Source organism: Mesorhizobium sp. B2-4-18, assembly GCF_006441385.1.
Lineage (GTDB): Bacteria > Pseudomonadota > Alphaproteobacteria > Rhizobiales > Rhizobiaceae > Mesorhizobium > Mesorhizobium australicum.
The window spans coordinates 18,645-35,863 of sequence record NZ_VFUW01000015.1 but is presented as its reverse complement, the minus strand read 5'-3'; the positions used below and the strand labels follow the sequence as shown (position 1 = coordinate 35,863).

General features: G+C 62.8%; 11 protein-coding genes. 8 read left to right on the top strand and 3 right to left on the bottom strand.

Annotated elements, in window-relative coordinates:
• The first annotated feature begins 187 nt into the window (after nucleotides 1-187).
• The 7 genes from tagH (at nucleotide 188) to FJ527_RS26960 (ending at nucleotide 13,122) form a co-directional block, all read left to right on the top strand.
• The gene (gene tagH, locus FJ527_RS26990; RefSeq protein WP_140824479.1) at nucleotides 188-1,267 is read left to right on the top strand and encodes a type VI secretion system-associated FHA domain protein TagH; all 1,080 of its coding nucleotides are present in this window, start codon (nucleotides 188-190) and stop codon (nucleotides 1,265-1,267) included.
• 422 nt (nucleotides 1,268-1,689) lie between these two features.
• Entirely contained in the window at nucleotides 1,690-3,045 is a 1,356-nt protein-coding gene (tssL, locus tag FJ527_RS26985; protein ID WP_348642626.1) for a type VI secretion system protein TssL, long form, read from the top strand.
• A complete protein-coding gene (gene tssM, locus FJ527_RS26980) occupies nucleotides 3,042-6,584 on the top strand; it encodes a type VI secretion system membrane subunit TssM (protein WP_181166505.1) in 3,543 nt (1,180 codons plus the stop codon). Before tssL ends, tssM begins: the two co-directional genes overlap by 4 nt.
• A gap of 135 nt (nucleotides 6,585-6,719) precedes the next feature.
• A complete protein-coding gene (locus FJ527_RS26975; RefSeq protein ID WP_140824477.1) occupies nucleotides 6,720-7,499 on the top strand; it encodes a PP2C family serine/threonine-protein phosphatase in 780 nt (259 codons plus the stop codon).
• Nucleotides 7,496-10,177, top strand: coding sequence for a serine/threonine-protein kinase (locus tag FJ527_RS26970; protein WP_140824516.1), 2,682 nt, complete (start codon nucleotides 7,496-7,498; stop codon nucleotides 10,175-10,177). Before FJ527_RS26975 ends, FJ527_RS26970 begins: the two co-directional genes overlap by 4 nt.
• 12 nt (nucleotides 10,178-10,189) lie before the next feature.
• On the top strand, nucleotides 10,190-10,684 hold the full coding sequence (locus FJ527_RS26965; RefSeq protein ID WP_181166504.1) for a DUF1036 domain-containing protein: 495 nt from the start codon (nucleotides 10,190-10,192) through the stop codon (nucleotides 10,682-10,684).
• Nucleotides 10,681-13,122, top strand: a complete 2,442-nt coding sequence (locus FJ527_RS26960; RefSeq protein ID WP_140824514.1) for a M23 family metallopeptidase — start codon at nucleotides 10,681-10,683, stop codon at nucleotides 13,120-13,122. The genes FJ527_RS26965 and FJ527_RS26960 overlap by 4 nt, the downstream gene beginning before the upstream one ends.
• A 24-nt stretch (nucleotides 13,123-13,146) precedes the next feature.
• On the opposite strand, the gene FJ527_RS26955 is transcribed toward FJ527_RS26960, so the two are convergent.
• A complete protein-coding gene (locus FJ527_RS26955) occupies nucleotides 13,147-13,686 on the bottom strand; it encodes an OmpA family protein (protein ID WP_224644304.1) in 540 nt (179 codons plus the stop codon).
• Nucleotides 13,687-13,862: 176 nt separating this feature from the next.
• Between FJ527_RS26955 and FJ527_RS26950 the strand changes: the two genes are divergently transcribed.
• Nucleotides 13,863-14,399: a hypothetical protein gene (locus tag FJ527_RS26950; protein ID WP_246677817.1), complete on the top strand. Its 537-nt coding sequence runs from the start codon at nucleotides 13,863-13,865 to the stop codon at nucleotides 14,397-14,399.
• A gap of 61 nt (nucleotides 14,400-14,460) precedes the next feature.
• Here FJ527_RS26950 and FJ527_RS26945 read toward each other — a convergent pair whose 3' ends face one another.
• On the bottom strand, nucleotides 14,461-15,639 hold the full coding sequence (locus FJ527_RS26945; RefSeq protein WP_181166514.1) for a caspase domain-containing protein: 1,179 nt from the start codon (nucleotides 15,637-15,639) through the stop codon (nucleotides 14,461-14,463).
• A gap of 67 nt (nucleotides 15,640-15,706) precedes the next feature.
• The gene (locus tag FJ527_RS26940; RefSeq protein ID WP_140824476.1) at nucleotides 15,707-16,804 is read right to left on the bottom strand and encodes an OmpA family protein; all 1,098 of its coding nucleotides are present in this window, start codon (nucleotides 16,802-16,804) and stop codon (nucleotides 15,707-15,709) included.
• Nucleotides 16,805-17,219 lie beyond the last annotated feature (415 nt).

Here is a 17,219-nt window from a genome sequence, read left to right as displayed (position 1 = left end):
GATTGAAGCCCCGCTCCGTGAACGGCATCACGTTCACAGCATCTGACCGCCGCAAGCTAGCATATCTTCGACGGAGACCAAATAAAAGCAACGCATGAACCTGGCGAGCATTGTTCGTGGAAGGCGCCTCTCCCACTGCGCCGGCAAGCTGCTAGAATGCCTTGGGTTCAGGGGACAGTGGCTTTCAATGTTCATCTCGCTTCAGATCAGCAATGTCGACCGGCTGCCGCCAGGGGTCGCGACGAGCTATGCCGCCCGCGACCGCGGCTTCGAAATCGGGCGCGAAAACTGCGACTGGACGCTGTCCGACCCTGCCAAACTCATCTCGGGGAGGCATTGCGAAATCCGCTATCAGACGGGCTCGTTCTGGCTATACGACCTGTCGCGCAACGGCACTTTCGTCAACGGCTCCAGCCAGCGCCTGAATGCGCCCCATCGATTAGCCCGAGGCGACCGGCTGCTGATCGGCCAGTATGTCATCACTGTCTCGATCGACGAAGAGCGCGTTGGCGCCGGTCATCCGCAAGCCAGTACCGGCTCGACGCAACGCGAGTTGCCGGCCTCGACGGGACGGTCGCTTGAGCCCGGCAGCGCACCGTTGCCCACACCGGCAGAACACAGCCCGGGCCAGGCAGCGAAAATGTCGATGTCGTCGGCGCCGAGCCCCGGCCCTGATGTCCCAGTCAAGCAGCCGGCGGAAGCCGACCGGATACTTGGTGATATCGCCAGGGCGGCCGGCTTGTCGCCGGAGCTGTTGGCGTCGCGCGACCCGCATGATGTCGCTGCCGAGATCGGCGCGGTTTTGCGAACCACAGTCGAGCAATTGTCCTTGCTGCTCAAGGCGCGCGCGGCGGCCAAGGTGCTCGCCAAGAGCGCGCATCGCACGATGATCGGCGCCGCGGACAACAACCCGCTGAAATTCGTGCCGGGCACCGACGACATGCTGGAAATCATGTTTGCCAAGCGGCGGGCGGGTTATCTGGATGCCAGACGCAGCATCGAGGATGCGTTCGACGACCTGAAGACCCACGAAATCGCAACCTACGCAGCCATGCAGGCCGCGCTCTCAAGGCTGCTCGACGACCTGTCGCCGGAGGCAATCGCCAGAAGAATCCCGCCTGCCTCCTTTTCATCCAGGAAGAGCCAAGCCTGGGATGCGCTCGTCGCGACGTGGCGGACGATGGAAGACAAGCACGAAAACGGCATGCTGGATGTCTTTCTTGCCTATTTCGCCGAAGCCTACGCCAAGGCTGGCAAGCAGAAATAGCCTCGCGCCAGATGGCGTTGGTAGCACTCAATATGCAACTTCATGGAAAAGCCGCTTCCTTGACATCCTGCTTTCCGATTTCAATCGGCTTCCTGTGCGACTAGAATGGCATAGGACCGCTTGCCAAGCTGGCAAGCGGCGCGGCTTGGGGCGTGTGCAGGAATGTCATGTTTCGGCAAAATCAGACCTTCCATCCGGCTCGCTGCTGATACTGAGCCTCCTATGCCGCTTTCCTCCTGTCTGAAAGACGCCCGTTGGACTTCGTCGGTGGTGCGCCGATGAGCTCGAAGGATGATTCCTCCGAGCCTCCGGATAAAACCGTCATCCGCGTGCCACGGCCAAGGCAAAGGCCGCTCGTGGCTCCCGCTGGTTCCGGTCTGCAAAGCGTGCCCCCTCTCCCCTCACCCGCCAGGGAATCGACAGTGTTCGACCCCGGCGCCGGCCGGCAGTTGCCCCCCGGCTGGTCGTCGGGAACCGTGGTTGTTCAGGACAACGAAGCGGTTGCTGCAAAAAGACCGGTGTTGCAGCAGGATGCCTTGCTCCACGCCACCGCTGGCGTGAAGTATGCCGCGGCCAATCCCATCCTTGCCACCGCAGCCCCCTTGCTCATGCTGTTCGGCCAGTTGCGGCTGATGCCGGTCGAACGCCAAGCGGCCGCTTTAGCCGAGCATATCGCGGACAACATCGATAGCTTCGACCGTGCCACGGCCAAAGCCGGAATTGCCGAACAAGACGCGCGGATCGCCAAGTTTGCGCTTTGCGAAACCGCCGACGACCTCATCGGCAATCTGCCCTGGCCAGACAAACATACCTGGCTGCGGCACAGTATGGTGATGAAGTTCTTCCACACGCAGCCGACAGGGACGGGCTTTTACGAGGCGCTGAACAATATCCTCGCCAAGCCTGAAGGGCATTGCGACCTGCTCGAATTGATGCATGCCTGCCTTTCGCTGGGCTTCCAAGGCCAGTATCGGGCATTGTCGGGTGAGCGCAACACACTCGAGCGCGTCCGGCGCGACGTCTACGACACACTGCGCTATTTTAGGCCGCGTGCCGCAGACGAGATTTCGCCCAGGTGGCAAGGCATGGCGGCGGCGATGCCCAGGCCAGCAGGGCGGCTGCCGCTGTGGGCGATCGCAGCCGCCGCCGCGACCCTGGTGACGGTAGCCTTTTTCTGGCTGAGGATATTGATCACCGACGAAGGCGATGGCACTGCCAGCGAGTTGCTGGCGCTCAATCCATCCAGTCCGGTTATGATTGAACGGGCCAGCGTAGAGGCGCCCGCCGAGCCGGCGCGAGCCGACCCGCCACCACCTACGCCTGCGAACACCACGCAGATCGACCGCATCCGCACCGCACTCGCCAAGGAGGTCGCGGGCGGTGGACTGAGCGTCGGCACCAAGGGCGACTTCATCGTCGTAGAGATCAGCAGCCAGCTCTTGTTCGTGCCCGGCCAGGCCGGGGTAACGGCACAGTTCCAGCCCATCGCGACAGACATCGCCTCGGCGCTCGATGCCGAACCCGGACCGATCAAAATCGTCGGCCATACCGACAACGTGAAGCCGAAGAAGTCGAGCACATTCAAGTCGAATTTCGACCTTTCTGTTGCACGTGCAAAAGCGGTGCAGGCCATGATGGCCAAGCAATTGAAGGACCCGTCGCGCCTGAGCGTCGAAGGCAAGGGCGAAGACGAACCCATTGCCGACAATGCGACCGCCGACGGCCGGGCCAAGAACCGCCGCGTCGACGTGATACTCCCAAAGCAGGACGCGTTATGAGCCGGCGCGGCGAGGAGCTGATCGGCTGGGTGCTGCGGATCTTCAGCGCGCTTGCCCTGGTCGGCTTCTCGGCCGCCGTCTGGTATGCCGGACCCCTGATCCGCTTCGCCGACACCCGCCCGCTTGGGTCGGTGTGGCTCAGGGCACTCATCATCGGCACGACCGCGATCGTGCTTGCGTCTTTCTACGGCATTGGCTTCTGGCAAAGACGCAAGGCGCAACAGGCGCTCGAAACGGCCATTGCGCGCGACGACGAGCGCAACGACGATTCACTGATGCTCGAAGCGCGCATGAGCGAAGCCATCGCGACGCTCAGGCGGACCAGCCGCAAGCGCAACTTCCTTTATGATGTCCCCTGGTACGTCGTCATCGGTCCGCCAGGCGCCGGCAAGACGACGGCGCTGGTCAACTCCGGCCTCAACTTTCCGCTTGCGGGCTCCGGCAACGCCCAGCCGGTGACTGGCGTCGGCGGCACGCGGTCATGCGACTGGTGGTTTACCGATGAAGCCGTGCTGATCGATACGGCCGGCCGCTACACGACGCACGAATCGGACCGCGAACGCGACCAGGGGAGCTGGCTTGCATTCCTGGGATTGCTGAAGAAAACCCGCCCCAGGCAACCAATCAACGGGGTGATCCTCGCCATCAGCCTCGCCGATCTCATCAGCCTCGACGACCAGCATATCGATGCGCATGTCACCGAGATAAGGAGCCGTCTGCGCGAATTGCACGAGACGCTCAAGATCCAGTTTCCCGTCTATCTGCTTTTCACCAAAGCCGACCTCTTGTCGGGCTTCATGGATTATTTCGGCGGCTTTGATGACGTGCGCAGGCGCCAGGTATGGGGCGCGACGTTCCAGACCGCCGATCGCACAAGGAACATGGCCGGCGAGGCAGCGGCTGAGTTCGACGGCCTGGCGCAGCGCTTGGCAGAAGAACTCGTCGAGCGCTTGCAGGAAGAGGCCGACCCGGTGGCGCGCATCGCCATCTTCGACTTCCCGGCGCAGTTCGGCGCCCTCAGGAACCGGACCGCGCATTTCATCGGCAGTTTGTTCGATGCCTCCCGATCGCGGGTGAATGTCAGCTTGCGGGGCCTCTATTTCTCTTCGGGTACTCAGGAAGGAACACCGTTCGACCAGGTACTGGGCACAATCGGGCGCAGCTTCGGCACCGCCTCGCAGGCGCATCTTTCGGGCACCGGCAAGAGCTTCTTCCTGCACGATCTCCTGACCAAGGTGATCTTCCCGGAATCAGGTTGGGTATCTTTCGACCGGGCGGCCGAACGGCGCGCCAGACTTGCGAGATTTGGTGGCCTCGCCGCGATTGCGCTGGCGATGTTGACGGCGCTCGGCGTGCTTGGGCTGAGCTTCTTCGCCAACCAGTCCCTGATCACGTCCACCAGGCAGGCCATGGCCCACTATCGCGACAGCGCCGATGCGCTGCTCAAGAGCACCATGGTGAGCGACGTCGACCTCGAAAATGTCATCGGCCCGCTCGACCAGTTGCGCAACCTGCCAGCGGGATTCGAGACCGGCGACCAGGGAAAGCCGATCGAGGAGACGTTCGGGCTTGGCCAGCGCGACAGGCTGCTGTCGGCCTCCAAGGATGCCTATCGACAAGCGCTCGAGCGGACATTCCGCTCCCGCCTCCTGGTGCAGGCCGAGCGGACCATCCAGGCCAAGATTGCCGATCCAATCGCACTCTACGAGCCGCTGAAGATCTATCTGATGCTCGGCGGAAAGGCTCCGAAGGTCGAGAACGAGTTGATTGTTTCCTGGATGAAGCAGGATTGGGAAGTGAACCGCTATCCGGGCGAGAACAACCGCGAGGGCCGCGCGCAGCTCGAAAAGCATCTGCGCGCGATGCTTGCCCTGGATGACGCCTCCGATCCCGTCTTCGAGCTCAACCAGCCATTGATCGAAGCCGCGCAGCGCTCGCTTGGCCGCATGAGCCTTGCCGACCGCGCTTCAGCGCTGATCAGGTCGGCGGTCTACGCGGCAAGGCTGCAGAGCTTCCCAGTCGCAGCAAAAGCCGGCCCTGAGGCACAGCTCGTGTTCGAACGCGCGGATGGCGGCGATCTCGCGGATCTCGACGTTCCCGGGCTTTACACGCGCGATGGCTTCAACCGTTTCTTACTGCCGCAGCTCTCGCGCATCGCGCAAATCCTCGTCAATGACCAATGGGTGCTTGGCGGCGGCGGGGAACAGGGCGGCATCGACCAGGATCTGCCCAAGCTCGGTCCAGAACTGATCGACCGCTACGGCAAGGAATTCTCCGCCGCGTGGAACGGCGTCCTTGACCAGCTGATGTTCAAGGCATTGCTCGAAGACAAGCCGCGATATCTGCCGCTTTCCGCTCTCGCCGCGCCGGACTCGCCTCTTGCTCAGCTCTCCACGGCGATCGCCGACGAGACCGCGTTGACAAAGGACAAGATGGTCGAGGGCGAAGGCGGCGCGGCGCAAGAGGATCTCGCCAGCATGGCCAAAGGCCTCGCTCGCATCGGCCTGCAGATCGCTGGCGGCAAGTCGCAGAGCCGTGCCGGCTCTGGCTCGGCTGTCGCACACAGTGCCGGTGCGAACGTCGAGGCGCAGTTTCGATCGTTCCAGTCCCTGGTCAGCGGCGCCAACGGAGGGCGGCCAATCGATGCGTTGACGCGGAATTTCCGCGATATCTTTCAAAGCCTGAGGCTTTCGGCCGATGATCCTTCACAAACCGAACGCCTCAACGCCAACCTGCAGCTGCAGATCTCCACGCTGCGCGCCAATGTCTCGCGTCTTCCGAAGCCGCTTGCGCGCATGGTCAACGCGGCAGCGGACGAGTTTGCTGGCAGTGTCGCCGAAGCCTCGCTGGCCAACCTCAACCAGAACCTCGACCAGACGGTCACACGAGCCTGCGAGGAGGCGGTCGGCGGTCGCTATCCCTTCGCAAGGGACGCCACGCAAGAGATCTCGATAGCGGATTTCGCGAAGCTTTTCGCGCCGGGCGGGCTGATTGACCGTTTCTTTGCGCAAAACCTTGCGTCGCTCATCGACATGAGCGGCCAGGAATGGACCTGGAGACAGGATGCCCGCGTCGGCCACGACTTGGCGAAGTCGACCCTGAAATCCTTTCAGTCGGCCGCAGAGATCCGCAGCGCCTTCTTTCCGTCCGGCGGCTCTGTGCCCTCGGTTTCGATGACCATCACGCCGTCTACGCTCAATGGAGACGCAGACAACGCCGTTCTCAACATTGACGGCCAGACCATCCAGAGCAGTCAGACGGGCAACGCGCCGAGCACGGTGACGTGGCCAAACAGCACTACCTCGGCTTCCGCCAGCCTCACCTTGATGCCGCAAATGCCCGGCCGCGACTCGGCTATCAAATTCGAGGGACCGTGGGCGTTCAAACGTCTGCTGGACAAGGCGACCATCACCGCCAGCGGCGAAGCCCGCTTCGTGATCGGTGGACGCGACGTCGCTTACATGATCCAGACCGGACCGGCGGCAAATCCCTTCCTTTTGCCAGCCCTGGCCGACTTCAGCTGTCCGAAGGCGTTCTGACACGGCTTTGTTCAAGCGCAGCGGCGGCTGCGGCACTCATTTTGGTACTCTAATGGATGCGCTTATGGCAAAGTGGCCTGGGCACGCTGCCCGGGGTTGGTCACAGGGGACGCTCGCGAAGCGCTAGGTGGCAAATTGAGCACTGTCGCCCTTTCCATCGAAAGCTTCGGCGTGACCCATAGAGGCTGCGTGCGCGACCACAACGAGGACAACTACCTGATAGAGCCGCAGACCGGTCTCTGGGTGGTGGCGGATGGCATGGGCGGGCACGAAGCCGGCGAGGTCGCGTCGGCCAGCATCGTCGACCATCTGGCAACGATCGGCATAGCGAGCTCGGCACCCGACCTTCGTGCGCGCTTCGAGGACCGGCTGAGCCGCGCCAATTCCGAGATCCGCGAGATCTCGCGATCCCGCGGCATCACCATCGGCTCGACCTTCGCCGCCTTGCTTGCCATGGATGGACGGTTCGCCGGCCTGTGGGCCGGCGACAGCCGCATCTATCTGATCCGTGACGGGACAATCTTTCAGGTCTCGAAGGATCACACCGAGGTCCAGGAACTGGTGGATCGCGGCATGATCAGCGCGCAAGAGGCGCTTACCTGGCCGCGCCGCCACGTCATCACCCATGCAGTCGGGGTGAGCGACGAGCTCGAGATCGATTTCCAGCAGGGCGAGCTGATGGCGGGGGATGTTTTTGTCCTGAGCACCGACGGACTGACGGCTCATGTCAGCGACGCCGAGATCGAAGCCGCAGTCAGATCGGCAACGCCGCAGGCGGCGTGCCAAAGCCTGCTGGAGACGGTGCTGGCGCGCGGCGGGACCGACAATGTGACCATCGTACTCGTGAAGATCGGCGGCGGGCGCAACGGTGCGCCCCATCCGGATCGGTCCCGACCGGAGAGCCTGGCGAGATGAGCGACGACGATCAAACACGGATATCGACCAACGTTACCTATGCCGGCGCCGGCACGCAGCTCAGCGGCATCTACGAACTCGACGAGAGGATCGCGTCCGGCGGCATGGGAGAAGTCTATCGCGGCCACAACATCCAAACCGGCGATCACGTGGCGATTAAGATCGTCCTGCCCGAATTCGCCCGTGACCAGACGATCCTGTCGCTGTTCCGCAAGGAAGCATCGATCCTCAACCATCTGTCGCATGATGCGGTGGTTCGCTATCACGTCTTCACTATCGATCCGAAGATCGGCCGCCCCTACCTGGCAATGGAGTTCGTGGATGGCCAATCACTGTTTGACGTGATGCGTCACGGAGCGATGCAGGGGGAGGATGTGCGGCGCCTTTGCCATCGCTTGACCTCGGGGCTGGCGGCTGTGCATCAGGCGGGCGCGATTCACCGCGACCTTTCGCCGGACAACATCATCCTGCCTGGCGGGCGGGTGGAGCACGCCAAAATCATTGATTTCGGTATCGCTCGCTCCGCGACCGCAGGCGGTGAAACGCTGATCGGTGGGAAGTTCGCCGGCAAATACAATTACGTATCGCCCGAACAGCTCGGCCTCTATGGCGGCGAGGTCAGTGAGCAGTCCGATATCTATAGCCTCGGCTTGGTACTCGCCGCCGCACTGCGCGGAAAGCCACTCGACATGAGCGGCTCGCAGTACGAGGTCATCGAAAAACGCCGGAACGTCCCAGACCTGTCTGACATCGATCCCGAGTTCCACGATCTCCTCGGCGCCATGCTGCAGCCCGACCCGCGCGATCGGCCCGCCAGCATGGCCGAGATCGCCAGGGCAACGCGTGGCGAGGATGTCGAGCTCACATTGCCGCCCGTATCGTATGGTTCGCGGGAACGCTCCGGTTTGCCGCGCGCCGGGTGGACGGCACTGCCCACCTCCAGGCTCGAGCCTTCGGCATCTCCGGGCGAACAACGCTTTGTCGAGCATGTGCGGCCGGCGCATCTGTCGCAACCAGAGTCGGCGTCGACGCCCGGCACGACCGTTCCGGCTAAGCCGCGAAAGTCGGGGCGGATGCCAGCCATCGCTGCCGGCCTGGTAACGCTGGCGGTCCTGTTGGTGGGCGGCATTTATGTCAGTGGCATCCTGGCGCGGCCGCCGGACGAAGGGGCCCTCAAGCCCCTGACATCAAAACCGGTGGTGCAGACGCCGCAACCGGAAGCATCGCAACCGGCGCCATCATCACCGCTGCAACCGGAGCCGTCAAAACAAGACAACGCTGCCACTGACCAAACGGCAATGCCACCTGCGCTGCCGGATGCTCAGGTGAAGACCCCAATACCGGCCGCGGACCAGGCGGACGCAGCAGGCGAGCAGAAACGGCATCAGGCCAAGCCCCCCGAAATGCCGGTGCCGACCCCGCGCCCCGAGCTGCCATCGGCAACAAAATCACAGCAGGTCGCCGGCCAGGAGCCGACGGGCCAGCCGGTGACCGCCGACAGGCAGGCGCCTATGGTGCCGCCCATCGGCGAGACCGCACCTTCCATGGCTCAACCCGAAGCAACGGCTACTCCGCCGGTCGAGATCAAGCCTGCCGAGACGCCCACCGCGACCCGGTCAAACGCGGTGTCGGTGCCAAAGCCCGAGGCGAACGCGAACCCGCCGCAGCCAGTCGGTGAGCCGCCGGGGACGTCGGCGCCAAGTCAGACGCAGGCAGAGGGCAAGCCGGCGCGGGAAGCAAACCCGCCGGCGACGAAACCAAGCGCAACCGAGCTGGTCGATAAGCTTTCCAAAATGGCCAAGCCGGAGGCTTCATCGCCGACGATTGCGCAAAGCCCAGTGCCGGCGCTGCCGGTCAGCCCGCCGGCTCAGCCGGTGCCGCCGACTGCGATCGCCAGCAAGCCGCTGCCAGCCGCGCCGACCGAAGCGGCGAACACGCCGCAACCGTCCCAGCAACCGCGGCCGCCGTTGACCACGCAGCCCGAACACACCGACGTCGCCATCAACATGCCCAAGCCGGCGGTGCCGCCAGCGGCGGCAGTCGACGAGACGGTGCAACGTGCGTCGTGGGTGCGCGACTTCAGTGGCGGCGACTGTTTCTACGCGTCGCTGACATCCCAAAGCGCCAGCGCCGCCGCAATCGAAGGCTTCGCAACCGCCGTGCAGCCCTTCGAGCAGATGCTCAATGACTTTCAGTCGAGGTTCCATCTCGAGCCCGATATCAGCGTCCGTGTCATCGACCAGCCCCAGTGTGAAGTGACCAGGTTCCTGCGCTTGCTCGACCGCAACCAGGTGGAAAGGCCGCAACTGGTTCTCGACCGGACGGCGGTGCCGGACGGCGCGCCGATCAGGGGCACGCTGGCAACCCATGGCGGGCTCGTTTCCAACGTTATGCTGATCGACCACAGAGGCATCGCCTTCAACCTTGATGACCGCATGGTGGCGCAAGCTGACAAGGCGACTTTCAGCATACCGATTGGTTTGGGCGCCGCCGACAAGGCGACCGGCAAAGCCCTGCCGCAGATCATGCTGGTGATCACCGGACCGCACGACATTCGGGCCGCGAGCTTCTCCAGGCCGACACCAGCCTCCGACCTTTTGCCAAAGATCCTCGAGGAGATCGAGGCCGACGGCTCGCAATTCTCCGCCGCCGCGAAGTATTTCAGGCTCGGCGGATAGATTTGAAAAGCGATGGACCTTCGCGGTTTGCATTTATTTTGCCCGCCTTCCGCACGCATAAAGCGTAGCTGGTCTGGACGCTTGCTGGCCAACCGCGTCGCGTTTTCCGCGCTGTTGGGCGCAGCACTGCTCCTTGCCGTCTCGACCGACAGCGCGCATGCGGAATTCACCGTCTGCAACCAGACCCTCGACGTCGTCAATCTCGCCCTCGGACAAAAGATCGACGATGCCGACCAGACCGACGGCTGGTGGACCATTGGCGCCAACCAATGCGTGAACGTCATCCGCGAGGAACTGACCAACCGGTACGTATACCTCTACGCGACCGACGTGTTCGGCCATGCGATCCTCAGCGGATCGACTGAAATGTGTGTTGATCGACACCGCTTCTCTATCCGTGGCATCGACGAGTGCTGGCAGCGCGGTCATATCGCGGCCCGTTTCGTCGAAGTCGATACGCTCGAGCAGGTGCGTTGGACCTATTTCCTGACCGGAAACGGCCCGTGACGCACGGTATCGACACGAGCTTCAAACAAAAGAAGCTGGCGCGCCAGAGTGAGCGCAAACGCAAACTTTGGCACCGCTTTCTTGCTGGCCTTGCCGCGCTCATCGTCATTGCGATTGCCACCGGGTTTTATCTCACCCGGGATGACTGGTCGTTCGGCGACGAGAATGAAGAGCTGCATCCCGTCGAAGGTTTGGATGACATACCCCCCGACGCCTCGGTCTATGTGCCGGCCATCATCGATCTTGCCGGTGACCCGATGTGGATCACGCTGGCACCCGATGACGAGACCGCCACGAAGGGCCGCACGATTGCGCGCCCGGCTGAACTCGACAGTTCCGGGGCTTCGCCGCAGATCGAGATCCTGTCCGACGTGATGTTGAGCGCCAGCGAGAAGTTCATGACGACGATCCCCTCCACGCAGGAGGATTTTGCCTTCTTCCAGGCGCAGCGGCAGGCTGCGCCGAAGCCCTCCGCCGCGGCACCCGAGGGCCACGAGCCGACCGCGCCCGAACCTGCCGTCGCGTCCGAGGATCAACGCGATGATCTGGCGAACGACCTGCAGGCGGCGCCTGAAGGGGGGGAGATGTCCCCGGGTTCGGCGCCCAAAGCTGACGCGGACGACCCCGAGGCCGGCTGGGGCGAGACCATTGACCAAGGCGAGAAAGCGCTGCCCGCCTTTGAGAAGACCGCCATTGAGAACAACACCACGGTCGCGACCGTCATCAGCGATTATCAGCGCTACGAGGCCACAGAGGACACTTTCGTGAAAGTCCTCAACGAGCGCAGTCTGGACAGCGTCGCGCTCGACGCGCATTTCTCCGCGGACGATGCCAGGCTTGCGGGCGAGGCGCTGAAAGCGGTGTTCAACCGCGATCGGCTGGAGCCTGGTTTTGTGGTCGCCCTGCGCGGTTTCCGGCCGAACCGTGAGACGACGACCATGTCGCTGATGCAGGTCTCCGTCTACGCAAGGAACCTTTACGTCGGCACACTGACCCGCAACGTCGGGGGCGCCTTTGTTGCAGGCGTCGATCCCTGGGTGCGCGAGGACCTCTTCAACTATTCCGGTGGTTCGGATCAGGGTGGGCCGAAGCGGCAGTACCGTCTGCTCGACGCAATCTACTCGACGGCGGCGCGCAACAAGGTGCCGACCAGCGTGATCGGCGAAGCGATCATGTATCTGTCGAGAGGACAGGATCTGGACGCCTTCGCCGGCGAGGACCAACGCCTGGTGCTGATCTACTCGCAGACCCCGCGCGGCCAAGGCGAGATTTCCGGACGGGTGCTTTACGTCGGCGTCCTGGGTAAGGACAAAAACCTCGACTGCTTCGTCTACCAGCAAGCCGACGGGCAGTATGCCTGCGTCACCGCCGATGATCAGGTTCGTTCGCAGACCGTCACCAACGGCATGATCACGCCAGTGAGCGGGGTGATGACGTCGACCTTCGGCCCGCGTAGACATCCAATCCTCGGAACGGTTCGAATCCACAAAGGCGTCGACTGGGCAGCCCCGGTCGGCACGCCCATCATGGCCGCCTACGACGGCGAGATCAGCTTCCAAGGCGACGGCGGCAGCTATGGCAATCTGGTCAAGATCACCCATTCAAACGGGCGCGAGACGCGCTACGCCCATATGCAGAAATTCGCCATTGCCAGCGGCGTCGGCACCAAAGTGAAGGCAGGCGACGTCATCGGCTATATTGGCACGACCGGGCTCTCGACCGGACCGCATCTGCATTTCGAACTTTATCAAAACGGCGAGGCGATCGATCCGCTCGGGACGGTTACCACGGTTGCCAGCGCTGAGTCCCCCAGCTCTGGCCGATCCGCAGGCTCTGGCGATGCCGCGGTCGAAACGCTAACCGACCGGATCGTACATGTTGAAAGCGGCGGCAGCGCCCGCGCCAAGAATCCCAACTCGTCGGCAACCGGGGCTGGCCAGTTCATCACCAAGACCTGGATACGGATGATGAACACCTATCGTCCCGATCTAGCCCGTTCGCTCTCGACCGCCGACCTGCTCGCGCTTCGCTATGACGTGACGTTGTCGCGTGAAATGGTGCGCAATCTGGCGCGCGAAGGCGAAGCCTATCTGCGCGCCCGCGGCCACCAGATAACGGCGGGTCGCCTTTACCTGTGCCACTTCCTTGGCATGGAAGGAGCGCACCAGGTGCTGGCCGCGTCCGGCACGTCGCAATTGAGCGCCGTTTTGGGTTCAGCGGTGATCGAGGCCAATCCCTTCCTCATCGGCAAGACCGCTGGCTATGTCATCGACTGGGCCGAGCGGAAGATGGGTCAAAAAGTGCCGCGCGTGGTGACGGATGCGGGCCAGCCGGCGACGACCACCGAAGTTCGGCAGACGTCACCGGAGTTCGAAAAATACAAGCAGGCGATAACAGCGCTGCTCAATTCGATCCAAGGTGTGCTTGAGCCGGGCTAATTAAGGATCGGCCGGTCGGCGAGCCTACTCGGTCCTGACACGCATCTCCACGCGGCGGTTGACCGGATCGTAAGGGTTAGCGACCCGCGGATGCGATTTGCCAACGCCGATTGCTTCCAGTCTGGCAGGTTCTACCCCGTTGGCTGTCAAGAATGCCGCCACCGATTGCGCCCTTCGCTGCGAAAGGTCCTGGTTGTACCGATCCGAGCCCGTCGCATCGGTATGCCCCTCGACGACAAAGCTGAACGTGCTCAACCGATTGTCCTTGAGCGCCTTTGCGAACTCATCGAGTTCGGTGCGCGCGATCTGGTCGAGTTGAGCCGAATCAAGGGCGAAATTGATCATCATGTCGAGACCAGCTTTTTGTGGGGCTGAACCGGTCTTCTCCGCCTTGCTCTTGCACTCTTCCTCCGTACCGACGCAGATGCCGCGCGAGGCACCGAGATTGCCGGGCTGATTGGCGAAGAACTTCACGATGTCTTCCGAATTTTGAAGCGGATCGGCACAGACGTGCGTTGCAAGAAGCATGGCCGCTAATGCCAAGGCTGAACTGACCCATCGCATGACCGTCACTCCAGTGTGAGTGGATTTGCTGGCGCCTACCATAGCAAATTGGGAAGCGATTGTCTGTGACCAAACGCATGCTGCTCGTGGCGACCACCTGTTGAGGTCTGACGCTTGACCGGCGCTCGCCCACAGGCTTGAGTGCTTCTCTGCTGGCTCGTGGGGATGTGGCAGCCATGGCTAATGAACTCGGGTACAGAACGGCACGGGATCTGTTCATTGCTTGTCCCGCCATCGCCAGGGACATGAAATCGCCGGCGACGGGTCAGCCGCCCCTAGATTTTTGCCGCAGCCTGCTTGCCGGGCGCGTGCCGGAAGAAGCAGTCACGTTCTGTGCCTACCTGCTACCCGAGCGAGCCGCCGTCTGGTGGGGACATGAATGCTTGAGCAATGTCGCCGAGCTGCTCGCTGGGCAGGACCTCGAATTGCTAGCGCTTGTCCATGCCCGCGTCGGCGAGCCTGACAATGTTCAACATCAAGCAGCCTTGAGCAATTCCTTGCAGCTGCCGCCGGCAACCCCGGCCGCCTGGATCGCACTGGCAGCGGTATGGCGTCACCCGACGCTCAAAATGGAGTCCAGCGGATTCCCCGCCGCCCATGCCGTCAATGCCGCAATCCTGGCGGGACTGGCCCGCGCGGCGCTGGCGGACCGATTTACCTTGCTTTCCGCCTTTGTCGAAATGGGCATCGAGATGGCTCAGCTTGAGGCGTAACGGGTTCGCCGTTCGCCTCCCCTGCTTGCCCTCCCTCGTCGCTGGCACCAGCCCAGCACTACTACTGGCAGCCGCCTTGCGCCCATCTGGCCAGCGCGACCTTGAATCGGGTACCCAGCGGATGCTGCAGGCGAAGGACCGAGACGTCGTTGGCAGCGAAATTCTTCGCCTGCTCGCAAAGCCGGGCCTCGTTCCACTCATGGCAGCTGTCGCAGTGCTTGCCTTCCCACACCGACTTGTCGAGACCTTCGACCGGACTGAAAAGCGGTTCGCCCTTGATCAATTGGGCGATGCTCTTGCCGTCGATCACCGGATCCCCGAACGTGACCGGGCGATCGAAAAAGATTGGCCCGTCAGTGGCAAGCTTCGGGATCTTCGCTCGAAGAACATCGAGCGCAAGCTGGTCGTCAGTCTGGGCTGACGAGCCGCCGGTGTTGCGCGTCCCGGAGCTGGCTTCATCAGGCGAGGTGCTCGCTTCACCCACGATCAGCGGCGCGTTGAGATCGACCTTGTGCAGGACAACCTCGGTGGTCAGGGAGACATTGGTCCAGGGGCGCTGCTTACCGCCTGTCGCCCTGAAGACGTCGCTGGTTACCCTGTTCATCGCTTCGGTAATGGAGACATTGGATTCCCCAATGTGCTGAAGCAACGCCGTCGTGAAGGGCGAGTGGTCGCCGGCCCCGTCATAGACGAGCTGGTTGGGACTGGCAGCGAACGCAATGAGCGTTCCCGCACCGCCGTTCTCAATCCCAATTTCCGCAAGCCCGCTGCTTGCACCTTTGATGCCCGCGGTCTTGGCCAGCACATCGACCAAAGGATTGTCCCGGCAAGCGTCCAGAAATACCAGCCCGATGCTGGTCTCGCGAGACATCTGCCGCAAAATGAAATCGACCGACACGGCCTCAAAGTCGAGCGAGGTTTCGTCCTCGAGTGCGGCATCCACCGGAAGCAGGTAGTTCTTGCCGGAGACCTGCAAGCCATGTCCGGCATAGAAGAAAAGCGCGATATCGGCGCCGCGCACCTGCTTGGCGAACTGGGCGACGGTCGCTTGCGTCTGCTGCCTGGTAAGGTCGAAACCGGAGACCACCTCGAAACCAAGGTTCTGCAGGCGCTCGACCATGGCCTGCGCGTCGCGCGCGGGATTGGCGAGCGGCGCGGCGTGCTGATATTGCGAGTTGCCCAGCACCAGCGCGACACGACGCTCGGCAGTGGAGGCGGTCAAGGTGAAAAGCAAGACCATCGTGACAAGGCCAGTGCCGCGAAACAAGCCTGCGCAAAACGCCAATGGACGGGAGCCCACCCTGACCTCAGTTCGCGAGCTTCGTGGCGGAGAATTCGATGCGCCGATTGAGCGCCTTGTTCTTTGCCGTATCGTTGGCGGCAACCGGCCGCTCCTCGCCATAGCCGGTGGCACTGATCTGGCGGCGCTGCACGCCATCGGCGACCAGCGCATCGGCAACCGCCCTGGCGCGCCTTTCGGAGAGCGCCTTGTTCGCCTCTGGCGAACCGTCCGAGTCCGTATAGCCGGCGACCTCAACATTCAGGGTCGGGCATTTGCCGACCACCCCCTCGACCTCGGCGAGCAACGGGCGGCTCTTGGCATCAAGTCGGGCGCTGGCTGCACGGAAGTAGATGGCGCCGGTGCGCGACAAAACAGCAAACCGGTTGAGGCACTCCTCGTCGCTGAAATTGGCTTTCGCGGCGTCGGTGGCCACGGGACCGACTTCGGCGGCGTTGGCCGCGACTGTCTGCACAGCACCCGGCTTGCTGCCCTCGGCAACAAAGACGAAGTCGAAGGACACTGACGCAGTGGGCACTATGTTCGTCACATTGGCGGCCTGCTGCAGCTTGTCGACATTCGGCAGCAGGCCGAAGTCCTCCACATGCACCGCAACGGGAGCCTCGGAAGCAACCGAAACCTGAGTGTCGCTGATCATGGTGATGACGACGCTCGCCTCCAGATCCTTGTCGACGCCATGCAGGCTGAGCCGGAAGGGCAAGCTTACCTTGATGCGGCGCTTAGCTGGCAAGTCGGCAAAGGCCGCCGGGTCCACCTTTGCCGTCAGCTCGGCCGTCGGGTACTTGAACGTTTCGAAGAACAGGAAGCGCATGCGCACATTGCGGAGGTCGACGCCGGTGTCGACGGAATTGAGATCGAAGCTGACCTTGGCATCACCGGCGGAAGTCAGCGTGCCGGCGATATTCCTGATCTTGTTGGTTTCGACGATCGTGTTCTTCTTGACCGACTGATAGGTAAGTACCGAAGCGTCCGGATCGAGCGTCCAGTTCGGCGCGGCACTCGCCGTCTGCGGTGCGAGGGATAGCAGTCCCAATATCGCTAAGACGACAAGTCCACGACGCTGCGCTTTTGCTCGCGCTCGCCAGAATGCAACGACTTCGAACATGGAACGCCCCCGCCAGGCAACCCGATCCCACTAACGGCTTGGCGCAACCATAGAGCACTTGTTCCTGCTTGGCGAGGCCATGGCAGCGGCGATGCCAGAATATGAAGTTACCTGCTGGTGATTTCCGTCACCAGCTGCTACCGCCGCCCGAACTGCCCCCACCGCTACCGCCACCCAAAGGAGTGACGACCGGCGGGGCTTCGTCTTGGGCCGGCTTGATCAATTTCGTGGCCGTCACCTTTTTGCGCTTGATGGTCTTCGGTGCAGCCGTCGTGCGAACGGTCCTGGCCCGATGGTGGTGTTTCGTCGCCGGGGTCGGCTCGACCGTGGGCGTCACCGTTGTGCACCCCGCTACGGCCAGAGCGCCGGATAGAACTGTTGCGACGATTGCCTGCTTCAATGCCCAGCCCACCAC

Bases quoted from the DNA above. Each gene is read 5' to 3' on its own strand.
- FJ527_RS26950 (WP_246677817.1), top strand. From the start codon at position 13,863: ATGGCTAATGAACTCGGGTACAGAACGGCACGGGATCTGTTCATTGCT.
- FJ527_RS26970 (WP_140824516.1), top strand. From the start codon at position 7,496: ATGAGCGACGACGATCAAACACGGATATCGACCAACGTTACCTATGCC.
- tagH (WP_140824479.1), top strand. From the start codon at position 188: ATGTTCATCTCGCTTCAGATCAGCAATGTCGACCGGCTGCCGCCAGGG.
- FJ527_RS26955 (WP_224644304.1), bottom strand. From the start codon at position 13,686: ATGCGATGGGTCAGTTCAGCCTTGGCATTAGCGGCCATGCTTCTTGCA.
- FJ527_RS26965 (WP_181166504.1), top strand. From the start codon at position 10,190: ATGGACCTTCGCGGTTTGCATTTATTTTGCCCGCCTTCCGCACGCATA.
- FJ527_RS26945 (WP_181166514.1), bottom strand. From the start codon at position 15,639: ATGGTCTTGCTTTTCACCTTGACCGCCTCCACTGCCGAGCGTCGTGTC.
- tssM (WP_181166505.1), top strand. From the start codon at position 3,042: ATGAGCCGGCGCGGCGAGGAGCTGATCGGCTGGGTGCTGCGGATCTTC.
- FJ527_RS26940 (WP_140824476.1), bottom strand. From the start codon at position 16,804: ATGTTCGAAGTCGTTGCATTCTGGCGAGCGCGAGCAAAAGCGCAGCGT.